Here is a 14,765-nt window from a genome sequence, read left to right as displayed (position 1 = left end):
CTCCTAGGCCGGTACACCGGCACTGATCACCAACGCGAAGATAAAGGCAAACACGGCAAAACCCTCAACGATCGCCGCAGGGGCCAGTGACATACCAAAAATTTCCGGGCGGATTTTGGAAACATTAATCGCGGATGCGCAGCTGCGGCCCTGATAAATAGCACTGAACATCAGCGCCAGACCACAGAGCAATCCGATCCCGGCCAAACCTGCCGCATTTTCCGGGGTGACATCACGATTCAAGGCAAACATCACCACTATGCCGTATATCGACTGTGATGAAGGCATCGCGGAGATACCGATATAACGACCATGTCCGGTTTCCGTCTCCAGCAGCGCTCCGGCAGCCGCCTGTCCAGCCAGTGAGCAACCAATCATGCTGCCAATTGCGCCCAACGCCATCGGACCATAAAGCCCGGCCCAGCCTAACGCCATAATCAGGTTGTCCAAGGTGTAACCTCCTGTTTCGAGAAAGGCCGGAAGGCATAGCCTTCATCTGCCAGACTCCAGTTATAGAATTCGATTAAATTAAGCCGCAATCCGTGAATCACACCGCTGACCACCGTCAAGACAAAGTTCAGCAGGTGGCCTGTCAGCAGAATCAGCAACTGCAGAAACACCCCGATACCCGGCAAGGCCGTCGCTACATCCACTGATAACTGGTTAAAGGTAATGGCCAATGAAGCACTGGCCAGCCCCAATGCAAACAGACGCAGGTAACTGAGCACATCACCAAACAACTTGGTGATATTGGTCAGTGCCAGCGCACCCCAAATAACGGAACGCCACTGCCAGGACTGCTGTTGTCCTGACATCAGCAACACCAGCAGCAAGGCCGCCGTAAACAGCAACCAGTGCCCTGCCTGGAATCCCTGCAGCCAGCCCAATAAGGCCGCCAGCACCGCCAGCGCCCAACCTACCGATGCCCAGGCCTCCAGACGCGTTCGCCTGACCCAGGCCATCATCAGATTTGCCAACACCAGATGCAACGCGCCAAAGCTGATGGAGAAACGCATCATCGCATCAAAATCCTGTAAGTCGAGCAGCTTCAGCCCGGCCAACCAGTCCAGTGGCGCAGCCGCACCAAAGTAACTGCCCACTAACACACCCCAGACCAGACTGGTCACCGTCAGTGTAGCCGCCAGCGAACGCAGACGTCGTGCAGTCTGCGTTGCAGCCATGTCGTTCCAGTAATAGGCCAGCACCAGCCCCATCAGCAATGCATAACCGGCGTCTGACATAATGATGGCGAAAAAGGCTGCAAAGGAGAAAAACACCACACGCGAGGGGTCCCAGCTACGATAGCCGGGTGTCTGGAAAAAGCTGACCAGCTCTTGCCCTCCCTGAAGCTTTTCAGGGTTTTCCAGCTGAGTCGGTGGCAGTTCGTCAGCTTCAGGCTCTTCAACCAGCAATGCCAGCTGATGTGTTTCAGCGAACTGCTGTAGCGCATTGATATGCTTCTCTGCCACCCATCCCTGAACCGCAAAAATCTCTTCACAATCCAGTGTCTGATCAGTCACTTCATCCAGAAAGGCCCGATCTTCGGTATCGGCAATACAGCGTTGCAACTGGTAAATCCAGCGTGTCAGCGCCTCACGCTCCGCCTCAATCGCCTCCAGCTCGATTTCCAGATCCTCAAGATCCTGCTCCAGCTGGCTCAGCGGCACCTGGCCTGTCAGGGTGCGCGCCACTGGCATACGATTGGCGTCAGGCTCTTGCTCAGACAGCACGACAATATAGGCATGCCGGTTGTCACGATGTACGCAACACCAGACCAGCCCCGAACGCTCCACCGCCGGCATACGGAAGTTAGGCACCAGGTAAAACCACAGCTTTTGATGCGCCAGCGCTTCAGGCGCCGGGAAACTGAAATCACCCCAGGGCATTAGATCAGCAATGCGTTTTTCCAGAAAGTCACGTCGCGACATCAGTTCCAGTCGCTGACTGCGGTTGTGATCTATGCGCGTCAGCATGTCGGCAAGATTAAACTGTCGGGTGCGAACGACCTGTCGACGTTTTTCCCGGCAACTCAGCAAATATTGCAAGGCACGCTTCAGGCGCTCAGGGTTGACACTGTCTTCCGTCGGGTTGCGCGGCTGAGGCTCCTGCAGGGGAATCACATGCATCACCCCCAGTTGCTGCAAGGCATCCAGCAAATGAACCTTTTCTTCAGTCAGCCCTACCAGAGCCGTTTTTTTCAGGCGCAGAATACTCATACACCCATTTCCTGACGTTTACGTTTGGCAATTTTGGCACGTACCACACCAGCTCGTTCAGCATCAGCCAGCGCAATCTGAATTTTGCGAATATTCTGTCGTGCCTGAGGAATCAATACCTTATCAAACAGGTTCAGACGCTGCGTGGTTTTCTGTAGCCCCTGATTCAGGCATAGCAACCGCTGCTCTGTGAGCTGCTGCCGCACTCGTAAGGTCGCCTGTTGTTGCAACAGACTGGCAAGATGATCCAGCCAGTGCTCGGTACCCAGGCAGGAGAAAGGTTCCAATACCACCTGCAGAGATTTCAGCTCTGGCAGGCGAATACCCACAAGATTGACCTCGCTGAGTTCCATGGCACCAATACTGACCAGTTGGTCTGCCCGCCCCTGAAAATTGGGCAGCATACTCAGTTGATTGCGTACCTGCTGCTCTATCTCGACCAGCTCACGCTGCTGCTGCTGTAATGTCTGCTCAGCCGTTGCCCTGGCTGCCAGCAACTGCTTACGCTTCAAATCCAGGGCAGGGACAAACTTCTGGTAGGCCCGTACCTTGCGTCCTTCCTTGTTGAGCGTGCTTTTATTCAGTGCCAGGCGCGCCATGATCAACTCCGCTGCGTAGCCACCGGAAAGTATTTATCAATCAGATCCTGCTTCATTAGCAGTTCCTCTGCTTCAAAACACTCTGCCAGGGTTTTCCAGCTCAGGTCCAGGGCCTTTTCCAGCGGCAAGGTTACCCTGATATCCATAAAGCGCTGCCGGAACAGGTCACCAAAGCGCAGCAAACGCAGGTCATATTCAGTCAGTTCAAATGACATCGCCTGCTTCTGCTGGGCATCCTGGGCTGCGGCGTAAAAACGCACCATGGTATTCATGATCTGGCCATGGTCTTCACGTGTGACTTTGCCGATCACATGCTGCTTCAGACGTGAGAGTGAGCCGAAGGGGTCCAGTACACCATCATGCAGATAAAACTGACCTTCGGTGATATAGCCGGTATTGTCCGGCACAGGGTGAGTCACATCATCGCCGGGCATGGTGGTGACAGATAAAATGGTGACCGAGCCTGCTCCCTTGTAGTCACAGGCCTTTTCATAACGCCGTGCCAACTGTGAATACAAATCACCAATATAGCCACGGTTGGAAGGCACATGCTCCATCGCCACGCCGACTTCTTTCAGCGCATCGGCGTAGGCTGTCATATCAGTCAGTAACACCAACACACGCTTGCCTTCCTCTACAGCAAAGCGTTCGGCGACCGCCAGTGCCATATCCGGGACTAACAGCGCCTCCACCGTAGGGTCGGAACCGAGGTGAACATACATCACTGTTTTCGCCAGCACACCCGCCTGTTCGAAAGCCGTTTTGAAGAAATGATAGTCATCAAAGATCAACCCGATACCGCCAAAGACGATAATATCGGCATCGGCATGGGCACCGATCTGGGCCAGCAACTGGTTATAAGGCTCACCGGCCACTGAAAAGATTGGAATTTTCTGACTTTCGACCAGTGAATTGAACACATCGATCATGGGTACATCGGTGCGAATCATACGTGAGGCCAGCACGCGACGGGCCGGATTCACCGTTGGACCATCGATTTCGATATGAGGCTCTTCCGTCAGATCCGGGCCAGCATCTATAGGTGCACCAACGCCGGAAAAGGCACGTCCAAGAATATTGCTGGAAAAGGCAACCCGCATGGAGTGACCCAGAAAACGAATGCTGGCCTGGGTCGAAAGGCCCTTGGTACCAGAGAAGACTTGCAGCGACACACTGTCGCGGTTCAACTCAATCACCTGCGCCAGGGCGGGCAGTTGTGACGGATCAAGCGGGTTTTCAATCAGGGCCAGATCGCCAAAGCCGACGCTGCCTGTGGCGTCCCGATCCGGCTCAGGCACATAAACCTTGACCAGATCACCGACAATTTCCAGTATCCGCGAGTAACACAAAAGCAACTGAGACACGGCACACTTCCTGTATGAATGGCACAGAAAGATTAAGCCATGCTTCGATTACATTTACAATACAGCGATTAAGGAGATTTGAATGTAACCAGCTGAATCAGGTCAAACGCCGGTTCTTCATACGGATGGGCGCGGTACATGGCCTCCATTACAGATGCAAGCCGGTCAGCTTCCAACACCAGCTCAAGCTTCCACTCAGGCACCTGTTCCAGCTCACCGAGTTCACCCAGATGAGGCTGGCTTCCCGGTAAAGGCCGAAACTGCCCGGTGCCCAGTGTCTGCCAGCAACAGTGTTCGTAATTTCCGATACGCCCGGCACCGGCCGCAAACACAGCTTGCTTGACCGGTTCCAGATGGCTTTCAGGGACAAACACACAGAGTTTATACATTCGCGTTCCGTGTTTATTTCAGGTTGAGCACATCCTGCATATCGAACAGCCCTTGCGGCTTATCCGCAAGCCACAGCGCGGCACGCACGGCCCCCTTGGCGAAGGTCATACGGCTGGATGCCTTGTGAGTAATTTCGATGCGCTCGCCCTCTGTAGCAAACAGCACCGTATGATCACCAACCACATCCCCGGCACGAATAGTTTCAAACCCGATTTCCTTGGCACTTCGCGGTCCGGTTTGACCTTCACGACCATAGACCGCACAGGTTTTCAGATCACGTCCCAACGCATCTGCGACCACTTCACCCATACGCAAGGCTGTACCCGAAGGCGCATCAACCTTGTGACGATGGTGTGCTTCAATGACTTCAATATCATAGCCGCCATCATCACCCAGAGCCCTGGCAGCTATTTCCAGCAATTTGAAGCACAGATTGACACCCACACTCATGTTGGGCGCAAACACCAACGCAATGCGTTCGGCGGCTTGCTGCAAACGCGCTTTCTGATCAGTATCCAGTCCGGTTGTACCGACCACCAGTTTCTTGCCTGCTGCTTCGCAGAAGGCAAGGTTCTGCAGCGTCACCTCCGGTGCAGTGAAGTCGATCAGCAGATCAAAGTCATCCTTCACCTCAGCCAGCGAACCGCTGAGTTTGACACCCAGCTTGCCTACACCCGCCAGCTCACCGGCATCGGCACCGACCAGTGAGCTACCTGGCTCAACAATCGCCGCAGTCAGCTCAGCACCTTCGGCCTGTTGGATCGCCTCAATCAGGGTTTTGCCCATGCGACCCGCCGCACCTGTCACAGCAATTCTCAGCATCGTGTTACCTGCCTTGTGACCTGATCAGGATCAGGTCATATCCTCAAAAAATTTCTTCACTGAATCAAAGAAACCGTGTCGCTTGGGACTGTGTTTGTGCTTCCCTTCTTCAGTGGCTTCCTGGAATTCGCGCAGCAGTTCTTTCTGGCGACTGTTCAGGCTTACCGGCGTCTCCACTATGACACGGACCATCAGATCACCGACGCTGCCACCCCGAACCGGGGTAATTCCCTTGCCACGCAAGCGGAAGAGTTTACCGGTCTGCGTTTCCGCTGGCACCTTGAGCTTGACCCGTCCATCCAGCGTTGGCACATCCAGTTCACCACCGAGCGCAGCATCTACAAAGCTGATAGGTACTTCGCAGTGCAGGTGTTTGCCGTCACGCTGGAAAATGGGATGCTCTCGCACACTGACCTGAACATAGAGATCACCCGCCGGACCACCATTAGCACCGGCCTCTCCTTCACCTGACAGGCGAATACGGTCACCAGTATCCACACCGGCCGGAATTTTGACCTGCAGGGTTTTGACTTTTTCCACCCGTCCCTGTCCGTGACAGGCATTACAGGGGTCGGCAATCACTTTACCGGCACCGTGACAGGTCGGACAGGTCTGCTGTACCGAGAAAAAGCCCTGCTGCATCCGTACCTGCCCCATACCACCACAGGTACCACAGGTTTTGGCACTGGTGCCCGGTTTGGCGCCACTGCCGTCACAGACCTCACAACTCACCAGAGTCGGGACACGCAAGCTCTTTTCACAGCCACGTACCGCTTCTTCGAGTGTCAGATCAAGGTTATAACGCAGATCAGCACCACGCTGAACACTGCTGCGACGCTGGCCACCACCGCCGCCAAAGATATCGCCGAATACATCCCCGAAAATATCGGAGAAGTTACCCTCAAACCCGCCGCGGAAACCGCCGCCCATACCCTGCCCATCAACACCGGCATGACCAAACTGATCATAGGCGGCTTTTTTCTGGGCATCAGACAATACTTCATAAGCTTCACTCAGCTCTTTGAACTTGTCTTCTGCATCCTTATCATCCGGATTACGGTCAGGATGGTATTTCATCGCCAGGCGACGATAGGCTTTTTTAATATCGCGGTCTGAGGCATCGCGCGGGACACCCAGTAGTTCGTAATAGTCTTTTTTTGACATAGTCCGAATCTGATCCGGTTAACGATGACTCCTGCGGGAGCCGGACACGACAACGCGGGCAGTTGCCCGCGTCGCCTTCATTTCAATGGTTCATGCCAGGCATGAAGGATTACTTTTTGTCATCCTTCACTTCTTCAAACTCGGCATCGACCACGTCATCAGCGGGCTTTTCATCAGCCTGCCCCTGTGCGCCTTCAGCTGCAGCCGCATCGGCATACATCTTCTGTGCAACCCCGGAGACAGCTTCAGTCAGCGCTTCAGTCTTGCTTTCGATAGCGTCTTTGTCATCACCTTTCAGCGCTTCTTCAAGCTCAACGATCGCCGCTTCGATCTTGGTTTTTTCCTCGTCTGTAACCTTGTCCGCTGCATCTTTCAGCGTTTTCTTGGCGGTATGCACCATGGCATCGCCCTGGTTACGCGCCTGAGACAGGGCTTCAAACTTGCGATCTTCCTCAGCATGCGCCTCGGCATCACGTACCATCTGCTCGACTTCTTCATCACTCAGACCAGAGGAGGCCTTGATGACGATAGACTGCTGTTTTCCAGTCGCCTTGTCTTTGGCAGACACATTCAGAATACCGTTGGCATCGATATCGAAAGTCACTTCAATCTGTGGCACACCGCGTGGTGCAGGCGGAATGTCAGCCAGATCAAAACGTCCCAGCGATTTGTTCTGGTTCGCCTGCTTGCGCTCACCCTGAACCACGTGAATGGTCACGGCGGTCTGGTTATCATCCGCTGTTGAGAACACCTGGGATTTCTTGGTTGGAATCGTGGTGTTCTTCTCAATCAGAGGCGTTGCAACACCGCCCATGGTTTCGATACCCAGGGTCAGCGGTGTCACGTCCAGCAACAGAACGTCCTTCACATCACCTGACAGGACCGCACCCTGAATAGCAGCACCGATGGCGACCGCTTCATCCGGGTTAACATCCTTACGTGGCTCTTTGCCGAAGAAGTCAGATACCCGCTTCTGTACCAGAGGCATACGTGTCTGACCACCGACCAGAATCACTTCATCAATTTCAGATGCAGACAGACCGGCATCTTTCAATGCAATTTTGCACGGCTCCAGTGAACGCTCAACCAGCTCTTCAACCAGCGACTCCAGCTTGGCACGTGTCAGTTTAACGTTCAGGTGCTTCGGACCGCTTGCATCCGCTGTAATATAAGGCAGGTTGACATCTGTCTGCTGAGAAGAAGACAGCTCAACCTTGGCTTTTTCAGCCGCCTCTTTCAGGCGCTGCAGTGCCAGCGGATCGTTGTGCAGATCAATACCGGACTCTTTCTTGAACTGGTCCGCCAGGTAGTTGATTACCGCCAGGTCGAAGTCTTCACCACCCAGAAAGGTATCACCATTGGTCGCCAGTACTTCGAACTGGTGCTCACCATCAACATCCGCAATCTCAATGATCGATACGTCGAACGTACCACCACCCAGGTCATAGACAGCAATCGTCTTGTCGCCTTTGGACTGATCCATACCATAAGCCAGTGCAGCAGCAGTCGGCTCGTTGATGATACGTTTCACTTCCAGACCGGCGATCTTACCGGCATCCTTGGTAGCCTGACGCTGTGAGTCATTGAAGTAAGCCGGCACCGTGATAACGGCAGCGGTTACTGGCTCGCCCAGGTAATCTTCAGCCGTTTTCTTCATCTTTTTCAGAACTTCAGCGGATACCTGTGGCGGTGCCATCTTGTTGTCACGCACCTGAACCCAGGCATCGCCGTTGTCGGCTTTGACAATCTTGTAAGGCACCATTTTGATATCTTTCTGAACGACATCATCTTCAAAGCGACGACCGATCAGACGCTTGATCGCAAACAGTGTGTTGTCCGGGTTTGTCACTGCCTGACGCTTGGCAGACTGTCCGACCAGGGTTTCGCCATCATTGGTAAAGGCTATGATCGACGGCGTGGTACGATCCCCTTCAGCATTCTCAATGACGCGGGTTTTGTCACCATCCAGGATAGCCACGCAGGAGTTGGTTGTACCCAGGTCAATACCGATAATTCTTCCCATTTTACTCTCCGTACTCTAGAACCGCCGAGCGGTTGAATTCTGTGTTTTACTGTTGATCCTTATATGAGGATCGAATCAGGACATTTCAAGCCTCTGTCAGGCTTTTGCGACCATCACCATCGCCGGGCGCACCAGTCGACCATTCAGCGTGTAACCTTTCTGCATCACCGCCACCACTGTATTGGCTTCAGCACCCGGTGCATCGACCATCGACATCGCCTGATGCAGCTCAGGATCGAATGCCTGACCGACAGGATCCACCACATTCAGATTGAACTTGGCCACACTGCTGATAAACAGATTCAGCGTCATCTCAGCGCCTTCGCGCAAAGCACGGGTTGCTTCATCATCTGCAGGACAGGCGTCTACCGTACGTTCAAGGCTGTCGATAACAGGCAGCAGCTCCTGAGCAAACTTGTCCAGGGCATACTTGTGCGCTTTTTCGACATCCAGTTCAGCTCGACGACGCACATTCTGAATCTCCGCCTGGGCACGCAACTGTGTTTCCACCAGCTCCTGCTTGAGGCGCTCAACTTCATCACGTGCCAGCGCCAGATCACTCTGAGCACTGTCATTCAGCTCCACTGATGCATTATCTGCCTGAGCCGTTTCTGTGGCATCGGCTTCAACCGCCGCCGCATCCGACTGCTCAAGGTCCGGGTTAACAGCGTCAGCCGCCATCGGCTCCGGTGTTTCCGGTGCTGTATCCGAAGGTTTCTGCTGATCGTTAGCCATCCACTTTCTCCTGTGATCATCTGCAATAGCTTGAGAATGCCTGATTAATGGGGACAGAATTCCACGATTCAAGCATTCTCAAGAATTTTTCGTGCAGGACTTTACATCCCTCTTGCAGGCTTCCCGAAAATATCTTATACATAACACTGTATAAATAACCATGTATTGTCATCATGCTCACACATCTGCTGATTAAAAATTTTGCACTGGTTGACCAGCTGGAACTGGAACTGAAAGACGGCATGACCGTGATTAGCGGTGAAACCGGTGCCGGTAAGTCCATCATGCTGGATGCACTCGGTCTGACGCTCGGTGACCGAGCGGACAGTGATACCGTTCGCGATGGCGAGGAGCGTGCCGAAATCACGGCCACCTTTGATCTGCAAGCCATACCTGAAGCACAGGAATGGCTGCGCCAGCACGATCTGGAACAGGAGCATGAGTGCCAGATTCGCCGTATCATCACCCGCGAAGGCCGCAGTCGCAGCTATATCAACGGCCAACCCGCACCGCTGAACCAGCTCAAGGAGCTGGGGCAGATGCTGGTGGACATCCATGGCCAGCATGAACATCAACGCCTGCTGCACCGTGAATATCATCGCGTTCTGCTGGACAACTTTGCCGGACAAGGCACAACTGCCGAAGCGGTACGTCAACACTATCAGCGCTGGCAAAAGCTGGACCTGACACTCCGACAACTCACCGAAGAAAGTGCAGAAAAAACAGCCCGCACCCAGTTACTCAGCTACCAGCTGGAAGAGCTGTCACAACTGGCACTGCAACCCGAAGAACTGGAACAGCTGGAGCAGGAGCAAAAGCTGCTGGAAAACGCAGGGCAGCTACTGCAAAGCGGCCACCAGGTGATTGAGATTATCGCCGAGCATGATGAGCAGAACTGCATCAGCCTGCTGAATCAGAGCCAGCAATTACTGTTACAACTGAGCCGACACGCCCCGGCTCTCTCACAAGTCAGCGAAATGCTCAATAATGCGCAAATACTGGTAGATGAAGCATCCCATGAACTCCGCCACTATCTCGACGCCATTGAGATCAGCCCCGAACGACTGCATACCGTCGAAGAGCGACTGAGCAGCATCTATGATGTTGCCCGCAAACACCGGGTACAACCGGATCAGTTGCTGGCATTACAGCAAACCCTGCAGGACGAAATGGACAGTCTGCATCAATCCGACGAAGCCCTGGAACAACTGCACACCGAAGCACTGGCCGCACGCCAGCACTATCTGACACTGGCCGAACAGCTCAGCCATGCACGTCAGAAGCACGCTACAAAACTGGAGAAGGCCGTTGATGCGCAACTGCAAAGTCTGGGCATGCTGGATGCCCGCTTCAGCGTCCAATTGTCACGCCAGCCAGAGGCGCGCTGGAATGCACAGGGACTGGAAGAGGTAGAGTTTCTGATCGCCGCCAACCGGGGACAGGCGGCACGACCGCTGGCGAAAGTTGCATCCGGTGGTGAACTGTCACGCATCAGCCTGGCCATTCAGGTCATCACGGCACAAACCTCAAGCACGCCTACACTGGTGTTTGATGAAGTCGATGTCGGTATTGGTGGCGCCATCGCCGAAGTCGTCGGACGCTTGCTGCGTGAGCTGGGTGAGCGTACCCAGATACTCTGCGTCACGCATCAACCGCAGGTCGCCTCGCAGGGACATCAGCATCTGTTCGTCAGCAAGCGCAACCAGGGACAACAAACACACACACAGATACACCATCTGGATGATGGTGCGCGCTTACAGGAAGTGGCACGCATGCTCGGAGGCATCCAGGTCACTGACGCCACCCTGACTCACGCAAAAGAGATGTTGCAGCACTGACTCTTCCGGCAGCCCTCCCCAAGGGAGGGCTGCCGGATACAGCGAGTTAGCAGCGGCTATCAGCCCTGGACATCATCTTTGAACTGACCGTAGAGGTACAGAGTACGATCAGAGATAGAAAAGCCATTTTTCTCGGCAATTTCATCCAGCAGTTCATTCAAACGAGGATCAGTGAACTCGCAGACACGACCGGTTTTAACACACACCATATGGTCATGATCATCATCACGCGCCAGCTCAAATACTGAATGACCGCCTTCAAAATGATGACGTGACACCAGACCCGCCGACTCAAACTGAGTCAGCACCCGATATACGGTTGCCAGGCCAACATCTTCACCCATTTCCATCAACATTTTGTAAATGTCTTCTGCACTGAAATGCTCTCCCTCGCCTGCGCGTTCCAGCAGCTGATAAATTTTTACCCTCGGCAAGGTAACTTTAAGCCCTGCTTTACGGAGCTCCTGATTCTCTAATGCCATAATCTATCTCTATTTACTATACGGTTTGGGATCTGCAGTGGTAGACTTCATTATCATTGTTTACGCTGCAAAGTGGAAGTTATTTACCCATGCGAAAGATTCTGATTGCTCTGGCGGCCACCCTTTTCCTGTCCGGCTGCTTCCCCGGGGTGTACAAAATTGACATCCCCCAAGGCAATGTGGTGACTCAGGAAATGGTTGATCAGCTACGTCCCGGCATGACGCACAGTCAAGTGCGCTTCATCATGGGAACCCCGCTGATCACCGACACCTTCTCCGACCAACGCTGGGACTATCTCTACAGCATCCAGCAAGGTGGCGGGCCTCGTCAGCAGGAGCGTATCACGCTCTTCTTTGACAATGGCCAGCTCAGCCGTATCAGTGGCGACTTCCGCCCAGGCGGTGATTCAAACTAATACATTCGCCCGGGGAAATCAGCTCTCTGCTTTTTCCCGGGCAGCTTTCTCCGCAGCCTTTCGCGCCCGAATCTCTTTTGGGTCTGCCAGCAACGGGCGATAAATTTCTACCCGATCGCCAGCTCGCAACAGAGTGGTATGCGGATCTTTCACGGCCTTGCCAAAAATCCCGACCGGATCAGTATCCGGATTAATCTGCGGAAAATGCTCATGCAGCTTTGACAGTACTACCGCCTCATGCACTGTCGTCCCTTCGTGCACATTTAACGCCACAATTTTCTGTTCATCCGGCAGTGCGTAGGCCACTTCAACACGAATCATTTGCTCAACCTCAGCCATAGAGTTTATCTGCCCGCTCTACAAACACATCAACCATGGTTGCCGCAACACTGCTAAACACCTTATTCATGGCCAGACTGGCCAGTTTTCCAGCAAAATCATACTTCATGGTAAATTCAACTTTGCACGCCTCATCACTCAAAGGCGTGATATGCCAGGCAGCACTGAAGGTTGAAAACGGCCCTTCTACCAGATTCATATCCATATATACGGGACGACGCTTGCGATTACGCGTGGTAAAACTATAGCTTAATCCAGCTTTGGCAACATGCAAGGTCGCTTGAATCTCATCCTCAGACTCATGAATCACCTGAGTTTTGGCACACCAGGGCACAAACTCAGGATAGCGACCCACATCGTTGATCAGATCAAACATCTGCTCAGCCGTGTGCAACACCAACGCACTCTTGTGAATTTCAGTCATGCGGTTTCAGTCTATTCAGGTCAAAAGCTGACATTATACAGATTTGTCAAAAAAATGAGTCCAATCGCCAAAGGTACCAGATACCGCAGGCACAGCCGCCACAAGTAATAGCCGGGAACCGACAGGGTTAATTCACTCTGCGTAATCCGCCGACTCAAAATCCAACCTGTAAACACCATGATGGCAAGACTGACCAGCGGCAGCAGGAAATAGGTCGTGACAAAGTTCAGCAGTTCAAACAGATTCATGCCATACCAGGTCACACCGGCCAGATGACCGAAGGAAAATAAAACAGCCAGACTCATGCACCAGGCCGTAGCCACCGAGATCACGGCTGCCACAACCCGACGCAAACCCCACTGCTGTTCCAGTAGCGCTGTGAAGGGCTCCATCAAGGAGATAGCGGATGTCACAGCCGCCACCCCGACCAGCAAAAAGAACATCACGCATAACACCTGCCCGGCATGCAACTGACCAAACGCCACCGGCAAGCTGATAAACAGCAATTCAGGTCCAGAGGTCGAAGGCATCTGGGCCGCCAGCAACACCGGGAAAATAACCATACCGATCAAAAGAGCCAACAGCGTGTCCAACACCCCCACACAGGCAACGGCCTGTCCTATAGACTCCTTGCGACTCAGATACGCGCCATAGGTCATCACAGCACCCGTACCTAACGACAGCGTAAAAAAGGCATGCCCTAACGCAGCCAACACCATCGCGCCATCAATACGCTCGGGGCGAAACTGAAACAACTGCTGGTAGGCCTGCCAGAAATAACCGGATTGATAGGCATAAACCAGCAGAATCAACACCAGCAACAACATGAGAGGCATAAGATAACGGATGGCACGGTCAAGTCCGCGCCGTACACCCGCGCCTAAAATCAACAGCACCACCAGCATGAACAAGGTATGACTGGTCAACAGCGTATCCGGGTCCGCCAGCATTCGTGAAAAGAAATTGTTCGACTGCTCCCAGCCCGCATCCGCCAGCAAACCTGCAGATAAGGAAAATACGTAATAGAAAATCCACGCAGCAACTACTGCATAAAACGAGAAAATCAGCACCCCCGTCAGCACCGCCAACCAGCCAAGGATTCGCCAACGCTCCGATACACCGGCCTCCCGACTCAGCAAGCGCATTGCCTGCACCGGATTACTACGTGTATGCCGTCCCAGCAGCACTTCAGCTTTCATCATCGGCACACCCACCAGCAACACACAGGCCAGGTACAGCAATACAAAGGTGCCACCACCCTGCTCACTGGTCAGATACGGAAATTTCCAGATATTGCCCAGGCCGACCGATGAACCCATCAGTGCCAGAATGAACACACTGCGATGCGACCATAGCTCCTGCGCTTTACGATCCGTTTGCATAGACTCTCTTCGTGAATGAAGTACCTCTTTGAGACTTCAAGTAAAACAGCTTTCAAAGCCCCTGTCTCGTCTATATAATTCGCGCATGTCAAAAAAGAAAGTAAAACCTACCAGCGCCACTATCTGCCAGAACAAAAAGGCACGTCACGATTACAGCATTGAACAAAAGTTCGAAGCAGGATTAGCCCTGTCCGGATGGGAAGTCAAAAGCCTGCGGGCTGGCCGCGCACAGCTGGTCGATTCCTATGTTGTACTGAAAGACGGCGAAGCCTGGCTGGTCGGTGCACACTTCACACCGATCATCTCAACCTGCACGCACACCCTGGCAGACCCCAGACGTGACCGCAAGTTACTCCTGCACAAGCGAGAGATCGACCGTCTGATCGGCGCAACTCAGGCCAAAGGCTATACCTGTGTAGCCCTGGCTCTCTACTGGAAACAGAGCCGCGTAAAATGCGAAATTGCGTTGGTCAAAGGCAAGAAGCTGCATGACAAGCGCGCCGCTGAAAAAGACAAAGACTGGGAACGCCAGAAGCAGCGCGTAATGGCAACAGCTGCCAACGGCTAATAC

The 14,765-nt window shown here is 53.5% G+C and carries 16 protein-coding genes; 3 read left to right on the top strand and 13 right to left on the bottom strand.

Annotation, left to right across the window (positions count from 1 at the left end; genetic code table 11):
- Nucleotides 1–3: 3 nt before the first annotated feature.
- The 9 genes from ADINL_RS04470 to grpE all read right to left on the bottom strand — a co-directional run bounded on the left by ADINL_RS04470 (nucleotide 4) and on the right by grpE (nucleotide 9,313).
- On the bottom strand, nucleotides 4–450 hold the full coding sequence (locus ADINL_RS04470; protein WP_036544372.1) for an ATP synthase subunit C: 447 nt from the start codon (nucleotides 448–450) through the stop codon (nucleotides 4–6).
- Entirely contained in the window at nucleotides 438–2,216 is a 1,779-nt protein-coding gene (locus ADINL_RS04465) for a V-type ATP synthase subunit I (RefSeq protein WP_036544369.1), read from the bottom strand. The genes ADINL_RS04470 and ADINL_RS04465 overlap by 13 nt, the downstream gene beginning before the upstream one ends.
- A complete protein-coding gene (locus ADINL_RS04460) occupies nucleotides 2,213–2,815 on the bottom strand; it encodes a V-type ATP synthase subunit D (protein WP_036544367.1) in 603 nt (200 codons plus the stop codon). The genes ADINL_RS04465 and ADINL_RS04460 overlap by 4 nt, the downstream gene beginning before the upstream one ends.
- A 2-nt stretch (nucleotides 2,816–2,817) precedes the next feature.
- Nucleotides 2,818–4,179, bottom strand: a complete 1,362-nt coding sequence (locus ADINL_RS04455; protein WP_036544364.1) for a V-type ATP synthase subunit B — start codon at nucleotides 4,177–4,179, stop codon at nucleotides 2,818–2,820.
- Nucleotides 4,180–4,247: 68 nt separating this feature from the next.
- Nucleotides 4,248–4,568 carry a YqfO family protein gene (locus tag ADINL_RS04450; protein WP_036544362.1) on the bottom strand — a complete coding sequence of 107 codons (321 nt, stop codon included), beginning with the start codon at nucleotides 4,566–4,568 and terminating at the stop codon, nucleotides 4,248–4,250.
- A gap of 13 nt (nucleotides 4,569–4,581) precedes the next feature.
- Nucleotides 4,582–5,391 carry a 4-hydroxy-tetrahydrodipicolinate reductase gene (gene dapB, locus ADINL_RS04445; RefSeq protein WP_204368195.1) on the bottom strand — a complete coding sequence of 270 codons (810 nt, stop codon included), beginning with the start codon at nucleotides 5,389–5,391 and terminating at the stop codon, nucleotides 4,582–4,584.
- 30 nt (nucleotides 5,392–5,421) lie between these two features.
- Nucleotides 5,422–6,555 (bottom strand): molecular chaperone DnaJ, encoded by a 1,134-nt coding sequence (dnaJ, locus tag ADINL_RS04440; protein ID WP_036544360.1) that lies wholly within the window; start codon nucleotides 6,553–6,555, stop codon nucleotides 5,422–5,424.
- Between the two features lie 109 nt (nucleotides 6,556–6,664).
- Nucleotides 6,665–8,578, bottom strand: coding sequence for a molecular chaperone DnaK (gene dnaK / locus ADINL_RS04435; protein ID WP_036544358.1), 1,914 nt, complete (start codon nucleotides 8,576–8,578; stop codon nucleotides 6,665–6,667).
- Nucleotides 8,579–8,674: 96 nt separating this feature from the next.
- On the bottom strand, nucleotides 8,675–9,313 hold the full coding sequence (gene grpE / locus ADINL_RS04430) for a nucleotide exchange factor GrpE (protein WP_239644331.1): 639 nt from the start codon (nucleotides 9,311–9,313) through the stop codon (nucleotides 8,675–8,677).
- A gap of 173 nt (nucleotides 9,314–9,486) precedes the next feature.
- Between grpE and recN the strand changes: the two genes are divergently transcribed.
- Nucleotides 9,487–11,151, top strand: coding sequence for a DNA repair protein RecN (gene recN, locus ADINL_RS04425; RefSeq protein ID WP_036544356.1), 1,665 nt, complete (start codon nucleotides 9,487–9,489; stop codon nucleotides 11,149–11,151).
- 59 nt (nucleotides 11,152–11,210) lie between these two features.
- On the opposite strand, the gene fur is transcribed toward recN, so the two are convergent.
- Nucleotides 11,211–11,633, bottom strand: coding sequence for a ferric iron uptake transcriptional regulator (gene fur, locus ADINL_RS04420; RefSeq protein ID WP_036544354.1), 423 nt, complete (start codon nucleotides 11,631–11,633; stop codon nucleotides 11,211–11,213).
- Between the two features lie 89 nt (nucleotides 11,634–11,722).
- Between fur and ADINL_RS04415 the strand changes: the two genes are divergently transcribed.
- A complete protein-coding gene (locus tag ADINL_RS04415) occupies nucleotides 11,723–12,049 on the top strand; it encodes an outer membrane protein assembly factor BamE (protein ID WP_036544352.1) in 327 nt (108 codons plus the stop codon).
- A gap of 18 nt (nucleotides 12,050–12,067) precedes the next feature.
- Here the strand turns inward: ADINL_RS04415 and ADINL_RS04410 are convergent, their stop codons facing one another.
- From ADINL_RS04410 to ADINL_RS04400, 3 genes are read right to left on the bottom strand one after another with little or no spacing between them, the layout of a single operon-like run.
- Entirely contained in the window at nucleotides 12,068–12,388 is a 321-nt protein-coding gene (locus ADINL_RS04410) for an RnfH family protein (RefSeq protein WP_051632560.1), read from the bottom strand.
- On the bottom strand, nucleotides 12,381–12,812 hold the full coding sequence (locus ADINL_RS04405) for a type II toxin-antitoxin system RatA family toxin (protein ID WP_036544350.1): 432 nt from the start codon (nucleotides 12,810–12,812) through the stop codon (nucleotides 12,381–12,383). Before ADINL_RS04405 ends, ADINL_RS04410 begins: the two co-directional genes overlap by 8 nt.
- A gap of 20 nt (nucleotides 12,813–12,832) precedes the next feature.
- Complete coding sequence (locus ADINL_RS04400; protein ID WP_036544347.1) at nucleotides 12,833–14,194, bottom strand: sodium-dependent transporter; 1,362 nt, start codon at nucleotides 14,192–14,194, stop codon at nucleotides 12,833–12,835.
- 85 nt (nucleotides 14,195–14,279) lie between these two features.
- Here ADINL_RS04400 and smpB point away from each other — a divergent pair, with 85 nt between their 5' ends.
- A complete protein-coding gene (gene smpB / locus ADINL_RS04395; RefSeq protein ID WP_036544345.1) occupies nucleotides 14,280–14,762 on the top strand; it encodes an SsrA-binding protein SmpB in 483 nt (160 codons plus the stop codon).
- The last annotated feature ends 3 nt before the right edge of the window (nucleotides 14,763–14,765 follow it).

Origin of the sequence: Nitrincola lacisaponensis, assembly GCF_000691225.1 — a bacterium.
Classification (GTDB): Bacteria; Pseudomonadota; Gammaproteobacteria; order Pseudomonadales; family Balneatricaceae; genus Nitrincola; species Nitrincola lacisaponensis.
The sequence above is the reverse complement of the archived record's forward strand: the minus strand, read 5'-3'. Positions and strand labels throughout refer to the sequence as shown.